At 70.8% G+C, this 16,471-nt stretch carries 11 protein-coding genes and 1 tRNA gene; 2 read left to right on the forward strand and 10 right to left on the reverse strand.

All coding sequences use genetic code 11. The features are described 5' to 3' along the window. Window positions 1-265 precede the first annotated feature (265 nt). The 8 genes from ACFPA8_RS04010 to ACFPA8_RS04045 all read right to left on the reverse strand — a co-directional run bounded on the left by ACFPA8_RS04010 (window position 266) and on the right by ACFPA8_RS04045 (window position 11,908). Window positions 266-1,255, reverse strand: a complete 990-nt coding sequence (locus ACFPA8_RS04010) for a hypothetical protein (protein WP_386442291.1) — start codon at window positions 1,253-1,255, stop codon at window positions 266-268. After that, a complete protein-coding gene (locus ACFPA8_RS04015) occupies window positions 1,248-2,531 on the reverse strand; it encodes a glycosyltransferase family 4 protein (RefSeq protein ID WP_386442292.1) in 1,284 nt (427 codons plus the stop codon). The genes ACFPA8_RS04010 and ACFPA8_RS04015 overlap by 8 nt, the downstream gene beginning before the upstream one ends. A gap of 178 nt (window positions 2,532-2,709) precedes the next feature. Next, window positions 2,710-3,759: a UbiA prenyltransferase family protein gene (locus ACFPA8_RS04020; RefSeq protein WP_386442295.1), complete on the reverse strand. Its 1,050-nt coding sequence runs from the start codon at window positions 3,757-3,759 to the stop codon at window positions 2,710-2,712. Further along, entirely contained in the window at window positions 3,756-4,892 is a 1,137-nt protein-coding gene (locus ACFPA8_RS04025) for a glycosyltransferase family 4 protein (protein WP_386442298.1), read from the reverse strand. Before ACFPA8_RS04025 ends, ACFPA8_RS04020 begins: the two co-directional genes overlap by 4 nt. A 65-nt stretch (window positions 4,893-4,957) precedes the next feature. Beyond that, on the reverse strand, window positions 4,958-6,274 hold the full coding sequence (locus tag ACFPA8_RS04030; RefSeq protein ID WP_386442301.1) for an endonuclease/exonuclease/phosphatase family protein: 1,317 nt from the start codon (window positions 6,272-6,274) through the stop codon (window positions 4,958-4,960). Further along, the gene (locus ACFPA8_RS04035) at window positions 6,274-7,305 is read right to left on the reverse strand and encodes an NAD-dependent epimerase/dehydratase family protein (RefSeq protein WP_386442834.1); all 1,032 of its coding nucleotides are present in this window, start codon (window positions 7,303-7,305) and stop codon (window positions 6,274-6,276) included. The genes ACFPA8_RS04030 and ACFPA8_RS04035 overlap by 1 nt, the downstream gene beginning before the upstream one ends. Window positions 7,306-7,379: 74 nt before the next feature. Next, window positions 7,380-8,807 carry an aspartate aminotransferase family protein gene (locus ACFPA8_RS04040; protein ID WP_386442304.1) on the reverse strand — a complete coding sequence of 476 codons (1,428 nt, stop codon included), beginning with the start codon at window positions 8,805-8,807 and terminating at the stop codon, window positions 7,380-7,382. A gap of 821 nt (window positions 8,808-9,628) precedes the next feature. Then, on the reverse strand, window positions 9,629-11,908 hold the full coding sequence (locus ACFPA8_RS04045) for an AfsR/SARP family transcriptional regulator (protein ID WP_386442306.1): 2,280 nt from the start codon (window positions 11,906-11,908) through the stop codon (window positions 9,629-9,631). An 844-nt stretch (window positions 11,909-12,752) separates the two neighbouring features. Here ACFPA8_RS04045 and ACFPA8_RS04050 point away from each other — a divergent pair. Further along, window positions 12,753-12,826 (forward strand) — tRNA-Gly (locus ACFPA8_RS04050). 96 nt (window positions 12,827-12,922) lie between these two features. Here ACFPA8_RS04050 and ACFPA8_RS04055 read toward each other — a convergent pair. Beyond that, the gene (locus ACFPA8_RS04055) at window positions 12,923-13,117 is read right to left on the reverse strand and encodes a hypothetical protein (protein ID WP_386442309.1); all 195 of its coding nucleotides are present in this window, start codon (window positions 13,115-13,117) and stop codon (window positions 12,923-12,925) included. A gap of 621 nt (window positions 13,118-13,738) precedes the next feature. Here ACFPA8_RS04055 and ACFPA8_RS04060 point away from each other — a divergent pair. After that, the gene (locus tag ACFPA8_RS04060; RefSeq protein ID WP_386442312.1) at window positions 13,739-15,103 is read left to right on the forward strand and encodes an acyltransferase family protein; all 1,365 of its coding nucleotides are present in this window, start codon (window positions 13,739-13,741) and stop codon (window positions 15,101-15,103) included. A 181-nt stretch (window positions 15,104-15,284) separates the two neighbouring features. Here the strand turns inward: ACFPA8_RS04060 and ACFPA8_RS04065 are convergent, their stop codons facing one another. Beyond that, a complete protein-coding gene (locus ACFPA8_RS04065; protein WP_386442315.1) occupies window positions 15,285-16,442 on the reverse strand; it encodes a PP2C family protein-serine/threonine phosphatase in 1,158 nt (385 codons plus the stop codon). Window positions 16,443-16,471 lie beyond the last annotated feature (29 nt).

Genomic DNA, 16,471 nt, shown 5'->3' on the forward strand with positions numbered 1-16,471 from the left:
CTGGAGCCGCCGCGCCACGAAGCGTCCGCATCGCGGCCTCCGCCGCGCTGGGTCCCGATCACCGACTGCCCGTGGCGGCCCGCCGCCGCGGGCCGCTGTTCTCACCTACGCCGCCAACACCCGCTGAACAGCCGTTGATCGCATTGCGGAGCACCTCCGCCTTCTCCTCGACGCCGGGAAGACCGCCGGCCGCCTGATCTCCCGCGAACGCGCCCCCGTTCCCCGCGCCCAGGACGGCCGGCGGATACGTGCCTGCCGTGCGGCGTCACCCCGAGCGGGGAAGCTCGGCGGCACCCTCCGTGATGGCTTCGGGGCGCCAGCGTCGGGACACCATGGTCAGCGCGCACACGCCGCTGACCAGGAGATCCGTCAGCAGGCAGACGGCGCGGCTGGCCACGGCCACCGCTGTGGCCGCGGTGACGGGCAGCACCGTGGAGAGTGTCCCGATCAGGACCATCTCCCGGATCAGGGCGCCGTCGGGCAGTACCACGACGACCGAGCTGAGCCCCGTAGCCAGCGCGAACGCTCCGATGCTGACCACCAGGGACTGCCATACGGGCGCGCCCATGGCGAGCGTGAGCAGCCACAGATGGAAGCCGGAGACCAGACGGCAGGCGAGCTGCCAGCCGATGGCCGCGCGGATCTGCTGTCCCGAGCCGGATGTGGTCAGTTCCCGGCGCAGCAGGCGGGCGCCCGCCTGCGCGGCCCGGCCCACCAGCGACGGCCGCGCCAGCACGAAGGCCAGCGACGCGGCCGGGAGCAGCAGCAGCCAGCTCCAGTCGCCGAGCATCGGGGGTGCGGCCAGGCTCCCGACGACCATCCCGGTCAGCAGCACGATCGGGATGTTGAGCAGCCAGACGGCGACGGTGACCAGCGCTCCGACACCGACACTTCGGGCAAGCCGCGCATGGGTGAGAACCACCCAGAGCGCCCCGGGCGCGTATTTGGCGCTCATGCCGACGAAGTAGACACCGGCGGCGGTGCGGCGAGGCAGCGGATGCCCGAGATCGGCGAGGACGCTGCGCCAGGACATCATGGCGCACAGCAGTGCTGCCACGTTGACCACGCAGGAGATCAGCAGAAAGGGCAGCGCCTGGAGGGTCACCATGGGGCGCGTGGCTGACCAGTCCTGTCCTCGGAGGGCCAGCACGAGCCCGGCGACGATGACGCAGGCCAGTGCCCAGCCGGCGAGCAGCCGCCAGCGTGGCCGCGATCCGCGGCGGCTGGTGTCATCCACGGTGCTGGTGTCATCCACGACCGGGCTCCCGGCGCGTCAGGCTCTCGTACAGGCCGAGAGTGCGGGTGATGGTGTCCGGCCAGCGGAAGTTCCGACGGGCGTGGGCCCGGCCGCGGGCGGCCAGCCGTGCGGCTGCGGCGGGGTCGTCCAACAACTGGCAGACGAGGGCGGCCAGTTCGTCGGGGGTGTCGCCGCGCATCCGCAGCGCCGCTCGACCGCCCCTGCCCTCGTCCTCGGCGATCAGCGCGGAGAAGCCGGAGCCGAGCACCACCGGGGCCGCCAGGGCCATCGCCTCGACCGAGACGAGCCCGAACGGCTCGTAACGGGAGGGAAAGACGCAGGCGTCGGCGGCGAGATAGTGGCGCCGCACGTCCTCCTGGGGCAGATAGCGGTGGTAGACGTGCGTCCGGTCCCCGATGCCGAGCTCGGTGACCAGCCGGTCCGCCGCCGCGTCCTGGTCCGTGCCGGCGAGGCCCACGCCGAGCATCACCAGCTGAACGCCGGGGTGGCGGCGGGCGATCGCCGGCAGGGCGTGCAGCAGCGTGGGCACGCCTTTGACCGAGCTGAGCCGCCCGGCGAAGACCAACAGCGGAGCGTCGGGGGGAAGCCCGAGTTCCGCGCGGAGCCCGCTTCGTGCTCGCTCCCGCTCGTGGTCGAGCTCCGCGTCGTCGGCGTTCCGGTCGGCCGGGACGGCGCCGGTCTCGCAGCCGTGCGGGACGACGTCGATGCGGTCCGCCCGCCAGCCGTGCGCGACGGCCAGTCGCCCCAGCTCCGGAGTGGGCACGACGACCCGGGCGGCGACTCTGGCGAGCAGCCGCTGATTGATCTCGATCAGCCGGAAGGGATCGGTCACGTCGGGCTGCTCGGCCATGGTCATCTCGGTGTTGTGGACGTGATAGACCACGGGCAGCCGTAGCACGGTGGCCGCGAGAATTCCGGCGACGGCACTCTGCCAGTCGTGCACGGCCACCACCGTGCCCGGCCGGCGGGCTCGTACGAGCGTGGGCAGTGTCGCCAGATTGAAGGCGAGCAGGGAGAGCGCGAACAGGGCCCGGCCGCTGGGCGCCAGATGGTTCTTCGGCGCCACGATGCGCCGCTTGAGCCAGCGCGGCAGCCAGGGCCGCCGGATCGTCACGGAGCCGTTCCGCTCCCGACGGGCAAGGTTCTCGGGGCAGTTCAGGGTGTACAGCGTCAGTGGCACGTCGTCGCGCTCCCGCTGGACACACTGGACGAACCGCTGCGCGTACTCCGCCAGGCCGCCCACGGTCCAGGGCGGGTACTGGTGACAGACCATCACCACCCGCCGCAGCGGGGAGCGTGGTGGGGCGGTGCCGAGGCCCGGGCCTGGGCGACTCGACGGGCTTGGGCGACTCAAGTGGACCATCCTCTCTTCGCAGCCCTCCGGGGTCGTGGCCTCTCGGCCGCAGTGGGTGCACGGGGCATGCGTGCAGGCTCGGACCGGGTCGGTGTGCTCACAGAACTCGGCCGACGGTCAGACAGGCCAGCCAGAGCACGGCGTTGATCAGGAGCGGCACGTCCGTGAGCACGTCCTGACCGGGTTCGCCGCCGCTGCGGTCCACCGCCAGCAGCTGCGCGTAACGGCACAGGGCGAAGACGGCGAACGGCACGGTGACGACGGCCAGTACGGAGCTGTGCGGATGCGGCGCGGAGAGGACGAACAGTTCGTAACTGATCAGCGTGGCCGCCAGCAGCACGGACATGAGCTGGTCGAGCAGGGGGAGCGAGTAGCCGGAGAGTGCAGGCCGCTGCGCCGCCGCCTGCCCCCGGAGGGTCGCCGTCTCCAGTTCGTGCCGCCGCTTGCCGAGCGACATCAGCAGACAGGTGCAGTACACGCAGATGATCAGGGCGGGGTTGAACGGCGCCGCCACCACGAGGCAGCCCGCGACGGCCCGCAGCACGAACCCGGTGGCGACGATGCTGACGTCGACCAGCGGATAGTGCTTCAGCAGCAGGCAGTACGCCAGGTTGAGCACCGCGTACCCGCCGACGGCGGCCTGCACGGGCAGGGGCAGCAGCGCTCCGGCGGCCGCCAGCGTCGCCAGACAGCCCGCGCCCAGCAGCAGCGCGCCCAGCGGTCCGACCTTCCCGGAGGCCAGCGGGCGGTGCCGCTTGACGGGGTGCAGCCTGTCCTGCTCCCGGTCGAGCCAGTCGTTGAGGACGTAGACCGCCGCCGACGCCGCCGTGAACGTGACGACCGTCGCCAGCGCCCAGGTCAGATGCCGCAGAACCGCCGCCGGATCCACCGCGAGCGGCGCGATGAGCACGAAGACGTTCTTCACCCACTGGCGGGGGCGCAGCAGCACCAGCGCCGCGGGTATCCGCGTACGGGGTGCCGCGGCGAGGGACGGGCCGTCCTGCGGCGGACCGTGCGCACCGCTCCCGGAGCGGACGGAATCCTGGACCAGCGCCATGGGCGGCACGACCTGCCGCTGACCGGGCACGGCGGCCGCGGCCGGGCCGCGCCGTTCCCCCACGGTGTCGCCGCCGCCGGGCCGCTTCACGACCGGCTGCCGCTCAGGAGCTGCCGGAACGCCTCTTCGTGCGCGTCGAGGAAGGCGTCGCCGCCGAAGAGCTTCGTCGCCGCCTCCCGTCCGGCCTCCCGGTCCTCGGCAGGCATCCGGGCCAGCTCCACGATCGCCTCGCGCAGGGCGTCCGGGTCGCGCGGCGGTACGAGCCGGCCGAAGCCGGTGGCCGCCACCGGGTAGCGGGAGCCGGGGAGTTCGGTGCTCACGGGCGGGATGCCCGCCATCATCGCCTCGACCTGGACGATGCCGAACGACTCCGAGATCGAGGGCAGCGCGAACACGTCGATCGACGCGTAGAAGTCCCGTACGGCCTCGCCGCGCAGCAGCCCCGTGAAGCGGATGCGCGAGTCGTCGCCGGCCTCGGCCCGCAGCTGGTCGATGTTGCTGCCGCCCGCGACGGTCGCGTAGTCGCCCGCGATCAGCAGCCGCGCGTCGGGGTCGTCGTGGGAGCGGAAGGCGCGGATGAGGTACTCGATGCCCTTGTCCACGGTGATCCGGCCCATGAAGCCGACGTGCAGCCCGTCGCCGTCCCGCATGCTGGGCGTACCGCCGTTGCGGTCCACGCACGGGGAGGAGATGGGTGCCAGGCGGCGGCGCTTGATCGTCGGCCAGATGCGCGAACCGTGCGCCTGGTCCTCGCTGTTGGTGATGACCAGGTCCGCCTTGCGTACGGCCGACTTGCAGGTCTGGTCGACGGCCCACATCCCGAAGCGGTTCACCGGGTTGTCGGGCAGGAAGACGTCGATGTGGTACGTCACGACCAGCCGGGCCCGGCGCCTGAGCGCGGCGACGAACCCCGCCTCGGGGTTGGGCAGATGCATGTGCAGGATGTCGGAGCGCGCCGCGAGCCGCCCTGCCAGCAACGGGAGTTGGGGACTGATGAAGCCCCGGCTGATCCGCGCGAGCACGGGCGCCCGGAAGACGTGGACGCCGTTGACGACCTCGTGCCGGGGGAGCTCGGGGTCGTGCTGGTAGCAGGCGACCGCGACCTTCCAGCCGCGCGCGGCGAGCCCTTCCGCGGTCAGCCGTGCCGCCTCCGTCAGTCCGCTGACGTACGGCGTGTAGTAGTCGAGCATCACCGTCACGTCGAACCTGTCAGGTTGCAGCACGGTGTTCCCTTCCTTCGTCGTGGGATGTGGCGCGGGAGTGGTGCGATGCGGCCCGGTACGGGACGTCATCGGGCGTGCGCGGACGACTCCTTGCGCGGGACGACCAGGCGGATCTTCTGAGCCGCATGGTCCGAGAGGGCTTCGCCGCCGCGGAGCCGGTAGCTGGAGACCGCCAGGTCGTCGCTGGTGAACAGCCAGTCGAAACGCCACAGTTGGGGCAGTACGCGCCACGACTGGGGCAGTGAGCAGGAGCCTTCGCAGGCGGGCCAGGTGCGGTCGGGAAGCAGGGAGCCGCCCGGGCTGTGCGGCCGCGTACCGGCTCCGAGCGGGTAACGATCCATCCAGGCCGCGTTGAAGTCGCCGGCCACCACGGCCGGGTGGGAGTTGCTGCCCAGGTCCGCGCGCAGCTTGCGCAGCTCCCTGATCCACCAGTCCTCCTGGTCCTGGGAGGCTTGGCGGAAACGGTCCCACCCGTAGCGGATGTCGCAGGGCCGGAAGCGGATCGGCAGGTGCACGTTGTAGAAGGAGACCGTCCGCCCGCCCGCGCGAATGTCGGTGCGCTGAGCCTTGGCCAACTTCCAGTACCAGTCCTCACCCTTGTCCGGAGCCTTCTGCTTCGACGTCGCGACGACGGGCAACCGGGTCAGAGTGAGCAACTCACCCTGCACGAGCAGCCGGTAGCCGGGAAACTCCGCGCGCAGCCGGGCCGTGTCGTCGATGCGGACAGGGCTCGTGCAGATCTGCTGCTCGTCCCGGTTCGTGTAGTTCCAGTTGAGGTATTCGTGCAGGAGGTACACGTCGGCGTCCTGGCGGCGCAGGAACTCGTAGAAGGCGTCCTTGTCGTCGGCCGCCATCTGCCAGTAGTCCGTGGACCAGGCGAAGACCTTGACCTCCGTGCCGCGGGCGCTGTCCGAGGTGGTGCCCGTCCATCCGAAGCCGGCCAGATACGCCCCGGCCAGCAGCAGGAGCACCAGGACCGCGGACAGCCAGCGGCGCACCGGCGTCGCGAACGGTACGGCTACGAGCAGCAGCAGAGGCACCACCACCGCGGTCAGCGGCGGGACGATCTCGACGACGAGCCATGGCCGCCAGCGACCGGTGAGCGTGATGTGCAGGACGAGGAGGACCGTCCAGAGCGCCGTGCCCGCCACCAGCAGTCGCGTTCCCCAGCACCAGCGGCGGGCGGCGGGTTCCTCACCGGCCGGTTCCTCCGCCGATCCCTGCTCTTGTGCCGACTCCGACTCCTGTGCCGGCTCCTGTGCGGTGTCCTGTGCCGGCTCCGGTGCCGTGTCCTGTGCCGGCTCCGGTGCGGTGTCCCGCTCCGTGGTCACGTCGGCCGTGCGTGCGGACGAGTCCCCGCCCGGCGCGTCCGAAGCCGCCATCAGAAGAACACCTTCGCGAGTCCGAGCACGCCCTGCTTCCACGGGTCCGTGCTGGTCCGTCCGGCACTCTTGCCCGCCGGGGCGTCCGCGGCCGCCGCGCGCTGCGTGCGCCACCAGTCGAACGTACGGAGCACGGCGTCCTGATTGGACAGTCGCGGACGGAACCCGAGCTTGTCGCGGACCTTGTCGACGCTGACGTACGAGTCGGCGAGCAGCTTGGAGACCAGCCGGCCGTACACGGGGGACAGCTTCGTCCGCTCCAGCGTGCGCAGCACGGCGACCGCCGGGCCCGCGGGCAGCGGCACCACACGGCGGCCGTGCCCAGCCGCGTCCAGCACGCACTGGAAGTCCTCGCGCAGCGTGCCGAATTCGGCGGCGGCGATGTTGTACGTGTCGCAGGCCACGTCGTCCGGGGCGCGCAGCACCTCCAGCAGCGCGTCCACGAGGTCGTCGAGTCCGAGCATCTGGATACGGACGTCGCCCTTCCCGAGCACGGGGAAGTGCCGGCCCTCCTCGGCCCATTGGAAGAGCATGTCGAACAGGCCCATCCGGCCCGGCCCCACGAAGGTCTTGGGCCGGATCACCGGCAGGCACATCCCGTCCGCCCGGAAGCGCTCGGCCACCTCCTCCGCCGCCGCCTTCGCGCGGCTGTACGGGTCGACGGGCTCGCGCGGGTGCTCCTCGGGCGTCGGCACCAGCTTCGGCAGCCCGTACACGGCGGTGGAGGAGACGTGCACCACCCGCGGCACCGCCGCGGCGCGGGCCGCCTCCAGCACCGTGGTGGTGCCGTCGACGACGATCGACCGGATGTCGGCCTCGGGGTAGCTGGGCAGCGCGGAGGCGCAGTGCACGACGGCGTCCGCGCCCTCGAACGCCTCGGCGAGCGCCCGCGGATCACGGATGTCGCCGGTGAACGCCTTCAGTCCGGGCTTCGCGGGCACCTCGCGCAGGTCGAACGCGCGGAGCTGGGCGCCCGACTCCAGAAGCCGGTCCACGAGGCGGCCGCCGAGCACACCGGCCGCGCCGGTCACGGCAACGTGGGCAGGGAGGCCGGGGAGGCCCGAACTCTCCGGCGACGGCGGGTCGTCGGGGGCGTCCGTGTCCTTCACCACGAGCTCACCCGCTCGCGTACGAAGCGGGCGAGCAGCCGGTTCATGCCCTCGCCGAGCGTCGCGTCCAGGGCCTCCAGGAACCGCTCGGCGTCCTCCGGTTCCGCCACCAGCGGCGGGCTCACGACCAGCGGGCTCCGGCCGTTGAGGGTGTTGTAGGTGTACACGTCGTGCTTGCGGTACAGGGTGTGGATCACCGCGGCGGTGACGATCTTCGTACGGATCAGCGGGTCCTTGGCCAGATCGCCCGCCGGCAGCTTGCCGATGAGGTCCAGCACCTTGGGGCCGCCGGAGAGGAAGACCCCGAACAGCGCGCCGGCGCCGCGTACTTCGGAGATCAGCTGCGGGTACTGCTCGCGGAGCCGCTCAAGTCCCGGGCGGAGCACGGCCTCCAGCGCGCGGGCGCGTGCCGGGTAGTCGTCCTCGACCGCCACGGCGACGGCCTCGATGGCGGTCGCGGTCTCCTCGCCGAAGCCGTAGTACGTCGTACTCGTGCTCTGCATCATGGCGTCGGCCATGTTGTCGTAGGCCTTGCGGAAAACCGTTTCGCGCGCCACGTACGCGGAGACGGAGGACTTGCCCCCGCCGAACGACTTGGAGGTCGTCACCACGTCCGGCACCAGGCCCTCGTACCGGGTGAAGTAGAACATGCTGCCGGTCTTGCCCCAGCCGGTGTAGATCTCGTCGAAGATCAGGACGATGTCCTCGGCGGTGCACAACTCACGCAGCTCACGCAGGAATTCCTCGGAGCACCAGCGGATCGTGGACGCGCTGAACGGTTCGATCAGGAGCGCGTACACGTCGCTGCGTCCGCGCTCGCCGCGGGACTCCTCGATCACCTTGCGGACGGACGCGATGTCGCCGTACTCGAAGGTGCGGATGCCGGGGATCGTGGGGAACGCGAAGGTGTTCTGCGCGCTGCCCGTGAGCCCGCCGGAACCGAGCAGCTTGCCGTGGAAGCTGCAGTCCGCGCGCAGGATCGTCTGCCGCTTCCCGTCGTGGTACTTGTACGCGAGCTTGACGGCGCCCTCGACCGCCTCCGCCCCGGAGTTGGGCAGGAACGAACGGTTCAGGTCACCGGGGAGGACCGCCGCCAGGTTGTGCCCCAGCGCCGCCAGGTACGGCGAGAAGTAGGTCTTGTGCACCTCCATGCGCCGCTGCTCCTGGAAGCGTTGGCGGGCGGCGAGGATGCGCGGGTGGTTGTGTCCGTGGTTGAGGACACCGACACCGCCGGTGAAGTCCAGGATGCTGCGGCCGTCACGTGTGTGGACGTAGGCGCCCTCGGCGTGGTCGACGAGCTCCCGGCCGAAGCCGAAGGAGGTCATCAGCCGGACCTGACTCTTGTTGATGTACGTGCGGTACAGGTCGTGCACGTGCTCGACGTCCAGCTTCTCGGCCTCTTCGAGGCTGATGAGATGTGCCATGGGTCCTTCCGATCGACGTTTTTGGGTGCTCCGACATCCACGGCAAGGCGTCATGCCCCTGACCCGTCGCTGTCACTGCGGCCCTCGTCCGCGAGATTCCGGACCCGGCGCCACCCCGTTCGACGGGCCGGGAATCCGGGGAGGCCGGTTGTCCCGGCCACCGTCGGTCCCCGCCCGTGGCAGCCGCTCTCACCGCCGCGTCTTCCGAATAGCGTCGAAGAGTTACGGCCCCGGGCATCAGGAACCCCCGTGTACCTGTGGCTGGATGTGCCCCCGTTCCCGTGTCCGTCGGCCCGGGGGATGTGTGACCGGGCGCCCCGCGGACAAGGCTCTTGCCGTGCCTCGGAGGTATGCGGCTCGGTTTCCCCTTCGCGGACGCCTCAGTTGAGCACAGGCCCGCTGTCACAAACCTCGCAGTGGGTGACAGGTATGTGTCAGCGGACATGACGGCGTCACCAGCCTGCGCCGACCGCTGCCGCACCGAGAAGATCGCCTGCCGTGGCAGCGTTCGAGTCCCCCGGCTCCTCGAAGACGGCCGGCCCGCTCCCATACCTGCCGTGCCTCCTCCGACCGGCCCGTCCCGCACAGGGCGCGGGTCAACCGGTTGAGGATGCGGGCCCTGGTGCGCCGGGCGCCTGGCTCGCGGCAGCGGGCGAGGGCGTGTCGGCACCAGGCGATGGTCTCCTCGTCCGGCCGAGGGCGGCGTACGTCAGGCACAGGTCCCGCAACGCGATGCCCTCCCCCAGCGGTTCCCGATGCTCGCGTCATGGCACGAGCGCCTCCCCGAGCCACTTCAGCGCTTCGGTGAGCCGCCGCTGGTCCTACCGGGCGAGGCCGATGCTGGTCAGCACCGAGGCTTCGCCGTACCGATCACCCTGCGCCTGGGCAGCGGCGAGGCCCACTCTGTGGCTTTCGATCCAGTCGCCCCAGTGTTTACGCAGGTCGAAGAAGCCCCACAGGACGGTCGGGAGCCGCCGGGCGATGGCGTACTCGCCGATCTCGAAGGCGAGCCGGACAGCGGCCATCAGGTTGGCGCGCTCTGTCTCACACCACCGCAGCGCCTCCTCGCGCGAGGAGAAGGCAAGCGGTTCGCAGCCCTCCTCGGGCGGGTCGGGCGGACGGTGCTGGTGGCCGGGGTTGAGTATGCGCTCGGCCGCATCGGCGGTGTGCATGTACCAGGACAGGACCCGATGCAGCGCTGCCAGCCGGGTCGGTTCGCTCTCCTCCGCCTCAGCCCGTTCGGCCGCGTACAGGCGCATCAGGTCGTGGAACCGGTACCGGGTCCGGCTGGTCCGCTCCAGCAGGCCCCGGTCCGCCAGCCCTTCCAGCAGCCGCCGCGTCTGGTCCCTGCCGACGCCGATGAGCACGGCCGCCGCCTCGGTGCTGATGTCGGGCCCGGAGTGCAGGCCGAGGACGCGGAACGCGCCGGCGGCGGCCGTGTCGAGTGCGTCGTAGGACCAGGAGAAGACGCCGCGAACCGCTGAGGTCTCGTCGTCGCCCACACTGAGCACGTCCAACCGGTCCCGCTCCACGGCGAGTTCAGCGACGAGGTCGTACAGCGGGACGGAGTGCCCGGCCGCCGGGCCCGTCCCGTTGCCCGGGCCGGACAGGTGGTGGATGCGTTCGGCGGCCAGGGCCAGAGCCAGGGGCATGTGAGCGCACAGACCGGCGAGTTGCACGGCGGCGTCCGGCTCGGCCGCGATCCGGTCCTCGCCCAGGACACCGGCGAGCAAGGTGACCGACTCCTCGACAGAGAGCCAGTTGAGGCCGACACGGTAGGCGCCTTCCCGCACGGCCAAGCCGCGCAACTGGCTGCGGCTGGTGACCAGGACCAGGCAGTGCGAGCCGGGCAGCAGCGGACGCACCTGCGCGGAGTCGCGCGCGTTGTCCAGCAGCACGAGCACCCGCCGGTCGGCCAGGGTGCTGCGCAACAGCGCGGAGCGGCCGTCCAGTTCCGGCGGGATCTGCTGCGCGGGGACGCCCAGCGCTTGCAGGAACATCTCCAGGACAGCGGTGGGCTCCACCGGAGCGCCCATACCGTAGCCGCGGAGATCGGCGTAGAGCTGCCCGTCGGGAAACCGGTCACGCACGCGGTGCGCCCAGTGCACCGCCAGGGTGGTCTTTCCGGCTCCCGCCGCCCCGTCGACCACGACGACCGCCGTCTTCTGTGCGGACTGACCGTGTTCGGCGGGCAGCAGGCCGTCCAGTGTGGCCAGCTCCATGGTGCGGCCGGTGAAACAGGGGATGCCCTGCGGAAGCTGCTGCGGGCGGATCGACGGCGACTGCACAGGCGGATCGACGGCGGGATGGACGATCGTGCCCGCGACCGGCTCCTGCTCACCCGCGCCGCCGACGGGGGAGGGGGTCGCGCCGCCGCCGAGGATGGACCGGTGCAGTTCCCGCAGCTCGTTGCTGGGATCGAGCGCCAACTCGTCCCGGAGGATCGCGAGGACCTGCTGGTACGCCTCCAGAGCCTCGGCGCGGCGACCGCACCGGTGCAGGGCCAGGATCAGACGCTGCCAGCTCGCCTCGTGCAGCGGGTGGGCGGTCGTCAGCTCGCGCAGCTCGGGAACCAGTTCATGGTGCCGTCCCGCCGCCATCTCGAGGTCGATGCGGCACATCAGAGCGCTCAGCCATTCCTCGTTCAGCCGGGGCACCACCTCGCGGTCCAGCCACGGGGAGGCGACATCGGCGAACGGGTCGCCGCGACGGAGCGCCAGCGCTTCGCGCAGCAGAACCAGCCTCTCGCCGGAGTCGTCTCCGGCGGCTTCCGAGCGCCGGACGAGATCCCGGAACCGCAGCAGGTCCACTCTGTCGACCGATACCCGCAGGGCATACCCGCCGGGTCTCGTCTGCACCAACTCCGGGCAGAGCAGGCGGCGCAGCCGTCTCACGCAGGTGTGCAGCGCGCCGCGCGCCCGTTCGACCGGGGTGTCTGCCCATAATCGATCGATCAGCGTGTCGCTGGAGACGACTTTGTTGGGCGACATCACCAGGCACGACAGGAGCACACGCAAGCGGCCTGCGGGCAACTGCACCACGCGCCGCCCGTGGCCCACCTCCAGTGACCCCAGCACCCGGAAGTCGAAGTCCTTGCACACCGCCGCCTCTCCAGGCGGGGCCGAAACAGATGAGCGCATAGAGCAGAAACCCCTGTCCCCCGTGACGTGTGGCAGTGTATTGCCCGGCACTGACGTCTGCCCGTGCGTTTTTACAACTGGATCTGGCACCCTTTTTTCGGTCTGTTGCGCTGTGCGGTCGTTTCATGCTTGTCCGGCTCGGCGGGCGACCCGGAGCCGACCGTGCAGGGTCCCGAAGCACCGCTCCCCTCCGGGCATCCGGCCGCCGCCTGTGCGGCAGAGCCCGTTCGTTCACCCGCCCTCGCGCACTTCGTGCGCAGTTCCGCGTGCACCCCTGCCCTGTGCCTCGCGTCTCCTGCACACCGGGCACGTACGCCGCACGGGCTGCTGCGGCCCGGACGACCGAATACGGAACCGGAGCGGCAGAACGCCGGAGAACCTACCGAACAACAACGGGCTCTGTCTCGTGATCGCAGCGTGACGGGGCTCGTTGGCATGCCGCGTCCCCGTCGCGGCTCGACCGGGTCGGGCGGAGAGCAGTCTCCTCTGATCGTCCCCGGACGACCCGGCCCGCTCGGAGCCGGCTCGGAGGGGCTGTTTCCCTCCGGCTCGGGCGGCTCCGGTCGAACCGGGGTCGAACCAGAGCGTTTTCCTCTGCCCGGCTCCGATCGGCTCTGCAACCCGGGCACGCAGGTCACAGCCGCTTCGGCCACGTGAGCAGCAGGTCAGAATCGTGCGCTGGAAGAACATGCACTACGATGCAGTCCGTGCCGCTCCGTCGGATGCCCCGGCTCACCCCGGGTCGCCCCGGTTCGACGTCTACGGACGTATGATCACCGGGTTCTCCGCACAGCGAGAGGCGCTCGCGGGCGTAGCTCAATGGTAGAGCCCTGGTCTTCCAAACCAGCTACGCGGGTTCGATTCCCGTCGCCCGCTCCACACACGCCGAACGGCCCGGTTCCCCTCGGGGAGCCGGGCCGTTCGGCGTCCTCGGCACGCGCCGTACGGGACGCCGTACGCGACGCGACGCGACCGCTAGAAGTTGATCTGGTTGATCATGTCCGCCAGCGAGTTCATGAACCGGTTGATGGACGGTGCCATGCCGGTCGAAGCCAGGAAGAAGCCGAAGAGGACCGCGACGACGGCGGGCCCCGCCTTCATCGAGCCACCCCTGATCATCACCACCAGGATGACTGCCAACAGCAGCACCACAGACAGTGAAATGGCCACAACTGATCACACCCTTGCGGTCGGAAAGCTTCACCGGCCCAGGGGCACATCACCACCACCGCCCCCGCCGCTGACCATCGTGCCACCAAGTCACGTGCGGGTGGAGCCGAGTGACGAATCATCGGCCAACGCCCTTGCCCGGTCGTTGCGTTTCTCCCCCGTGCACACATCACCTACACGCGGACGGAACGCCCACGCGGGCGGAGTCCCGTGAAGCGGTCCGCATTACGCACGGTAATTCCGGACAGCGGACGCCGATCAATGCGGTGCGCTGCGAAAATGCAACATGTGCAAGAGAAGGGGACTTCACCGGCCCCTCGGACGCGAATTTCACGGTCCCCGTACAGTCCTGTGGGGTCGATCACAAACGAGCCTCCGCAGACGTTCCGGATGCGAGGGAAACAAGCCCCGCCCGGGCGTCGGGACGGACCCGAGGAGGCCTCCCCGCCACCCCCAGAGCCCTTACATTTCGGGCATAGACCACCAAAAAGCCCCGCCTGTACGGGGGTTGGCCATGGTCGCCCCTGCTCGGCGGCGTGTGTCGAAAACGCTTCCGGGTAGGCGTGTTGGAAACCCGACAAGAATTTACGCCCCATAGGTTTGAGCACTAAGGTGCGGCAGATGTTGCACGCTGGTTATGAGCGGGCACCGCTCCCCCCGGTCCGCCAGGAGTCCCCGTCCGCGGCGCGTGATGCGTCGGCGGAGCCGCCGGCCAAGGTCAGGAAACAGCCCGCCGAGCAGCGGGACCCGTTTCTCGACAATGCGAAGTACCTCACGATCCTGCTCGTCGCCGTCGGGCACGTCTGGGATCCGCTGCGCGACGACAGCCGCGCGGCCGGCGCGCTCTACTTCGTCCTCTACGCCTTCCACATGCCGGCGTTCATCATCGTCTCCGGCTATCTCTCACGGAGCTTCGAGGGCAAGCCGCGCCAGATCAAGCGGCTCATCACGGGCGTGCTGGTGCCGTACGTGGTCTTCCAGACCGTCTACACGTTCTTCATGCGGTGGGCGAGCGACAATCCCGACCGCGAATTCCACTACCAGGAACCCGGGTTCGCCCTGTGGTTCCTCGTCGCCCTCTTCCTGTGGCGGCTGACGACACCGCTGTGGAAGAGCATGCGGTGGCCCGTGCCGGTGGCGCTGGCGATCGCGGTGGCGGCGGGCGTCACACCGAGCATCAGCAACGACCTCAACCTCATGCGGGTCGCCGCCTTCCTGCCGTACTTCGTCCTGGGCCTGCAACTGCGCCCCGAGCACTTCCAGATCGTCACGCGCCGCAAGGTCCGGATGCTGGCCCTGCCGGTCTTCGCCGGAGCGCTGCTGTTCGCGTACTGGGCGGTGCCGAGGATGTCCAAGGGCTGGTTCCTGCACGACAAGGCCGCCCAGGACCTGGGTGCGCCCGCCTGGGTCGGCGGCGTGATGACGCTGGCCACCTTCGGCTGCGGGCTGGTGCTCACCGCCGCCTTCCTCTCCCTGGTCCCCCGCCGCCACATGTGGTTCACCGCTCTGGGCGCGGGGACGCTCTACGCGTACCTGCTGCACGTCTACCCGATCAAGATCTCGCGAGAGTTCGAGTGGTACGACATGGAGTGGGTCGACCATCCGCTCAGCCGGGTGGGGATCACGCTGCTGGCGGCGGTCATGATGACCGTCCTGTGCACGTCGCCGTTCCGGAGGGTCTTCCGCTTCGCGATGGAGCCGAAGATGGAGTGGTTCTTCAAGCAGGACGCCGGGGCGCAGGCACGGGCGCGGGAGAACGGGAACGGGAAGACGACGGGTGCGGCACCGCAGCCCGCCACGCCGTCCGCTCCGGACCCGGCCGCCGCCGGGAACGGGCAGAAGGGCGCGGGGAACGGTCAGGCGGTGCCCGAGAGGCCTTCGGCGCAGTACGCCGGGTCTCCGTCTCCGTCTTCGGCGGGCTCGACGTACTCGGCGTACTCGGGGTACTCGTCCGGCTCGGGTGGCGGCGGCAGGCACACCGGGTAGGGCGGGACAGCGGCCCCACGGGGCCCGCAGCGCGCAACAGCTCCACGAGAACGGGGCGGCCGGGCAGGCCGCCCCGTTCTCGTGCGTCCGGTGGCAGGCGTCCGCTCTCCGCGTTCCCCGGCGACGCCGGTGAGGGTGCGCCGGGCGTCGGGACCCCGGGAGACGGAGCGGGGGTACGGGCTCAGCCGCGGCAGAGGAGGAGCAGCGCGCGGTCGTCGTTCACATCGCGGGCCACGGCGTCTATCAGGTGCCACGCGGCGCCGTGGAAGCCGGCGGCCACGTGCCGGTCGGCCTCGCCGGTGAGCCGGTCGAGGCCGTCGGCGAGGTCGCGTTCGGCCGTCTCGACGAGGCCGTCGGTGAAGAGCATCAGTACGTCGCCCTGCTGCAGGGTTCCCTTGACCGGGTCGAACTGGGCACCCGCGTAGACGCCGAGCAGCGGGCCGTCGCCCGACTTCTGCTCCCACTTCCCGGTGCCCGCGCCACGCTGCAGGGCGGGGACGTGTCCCGCGGAGAAGAGTTCGTAGTCGCCGCTGTCCAGATCGAGGACGAGGTGGACGGAGGTGGCGAAGCCCTCGTCCCAGTCCTGGCGGAGCAGGTAGCCGTTGGCGGCGGGCAGGAAGGCGTGCGGCGGCAGGGACCCCAGCAGGCCGCCGAAGGCGCCGGAGAGCAGCAGCGCACGGGATCCGGCGTCCATGCCCTTGCCGGAGACGTCCGTGAGGACGACTTCGAGCGTGCGCTCGTCCTGGCCGGTACGGGCGGCGACGACGAAGTCGCCCGAGAAGGACTGCCCGCCGGCGGGGCGCAGCGCCATCTCGCGGTGCCAGCCGCGCGGGAGCCTGGGCAACTTGCTCTGGACGCGGATCCGTTCGCGGAGGTCGAAGAGCATGGTGCCGCCCCGGCGCCAGGGCACTCCGACGCGGCTGCGGAACTGCGCGATGAGCAGTCCGGAGAGCCCGGCCGCGGCAACGACCAGGATGGTGCCGGGCGTTACGCGTCCCGCGCCGTCCTGATAGGGGCCGAGCATCGCCGACTCCACGATGAGCGCGACGGCGGTGCAGGCGTACAGCGTGAGCAGGCTCGCGGGACGGAGCAGCAGCCCGCCCGCGATGAGTGGCAGCACGAGCGCCTCGGGGGCCGCCCACAACGGCATCAGCACGGTCAGGCCCGTCAGCGCGGGGACCGTCAGCAGCAGCGCGCCGAGCGCGAGCCAGTCGGAGACGCCGCCGCGGAAGTAGTCGACCGCCGAGCGGCGCAGCACTGTCCGGGCCCGGTGCAGCGCCTTGCGCGCCTGGAGCAACCGGGCCTTGGGAGGTGCCAGGCTCGGACGACGTACCGCCATGCCGATGGACCTTATCCGTGCTTTGACCA

The sequence above is a fragment of the Streptomyces ovatisporus genome (genome assembly GCF_042653885.1).
Lineage (GTDB): Bacteria > Actinomycetota > Actinomycetes > Streptomycetales > Streptomycetaceae > Streptomyces > Streptomyces ovatisporus.

Bases quoted from the DNA above. Each gene is read 5' to 3' on its own strand.
- ACFPA8_RS04015 (WP_386442292.1), bottom strand. From the start codon at position 2,531: ATGGTCTGTCACCAGTACCCGCCCTGGACCGTGGGCGGCCTGGCGGAG.
- ACFPA8_RS04030 (WP_386442301.1), bottom strand. From the start codon at position 6,274: ATGGCGGCTTCGGACGCGCCGGGCGGGGACTCGTCCGCACGCACGGCC.
- ACFPA8_RS04040 (WP_386442304.1), bottom strand. From the start codon at position 8,807: ATGGCACATCTCATCAGCCTCGAAGAGGCCGAGAAGCTGGACGTCGAG.
- ACFPA8_RS04060 (WP_386442312.1), top strand. From the start codon at position 13,739: ATGTTGCACGCTGGTTATGAGCGGGCACCGCTCCCCCCGGTCCGCCAG.
- ACFPA8_RS04065 (WP_386442315.1), bottom strand. From the start codon at position 16,442: ATGGCGGTACGTCGTCCGAGCCTGGCACCTCCCAAGGCCCGGTTGCTC.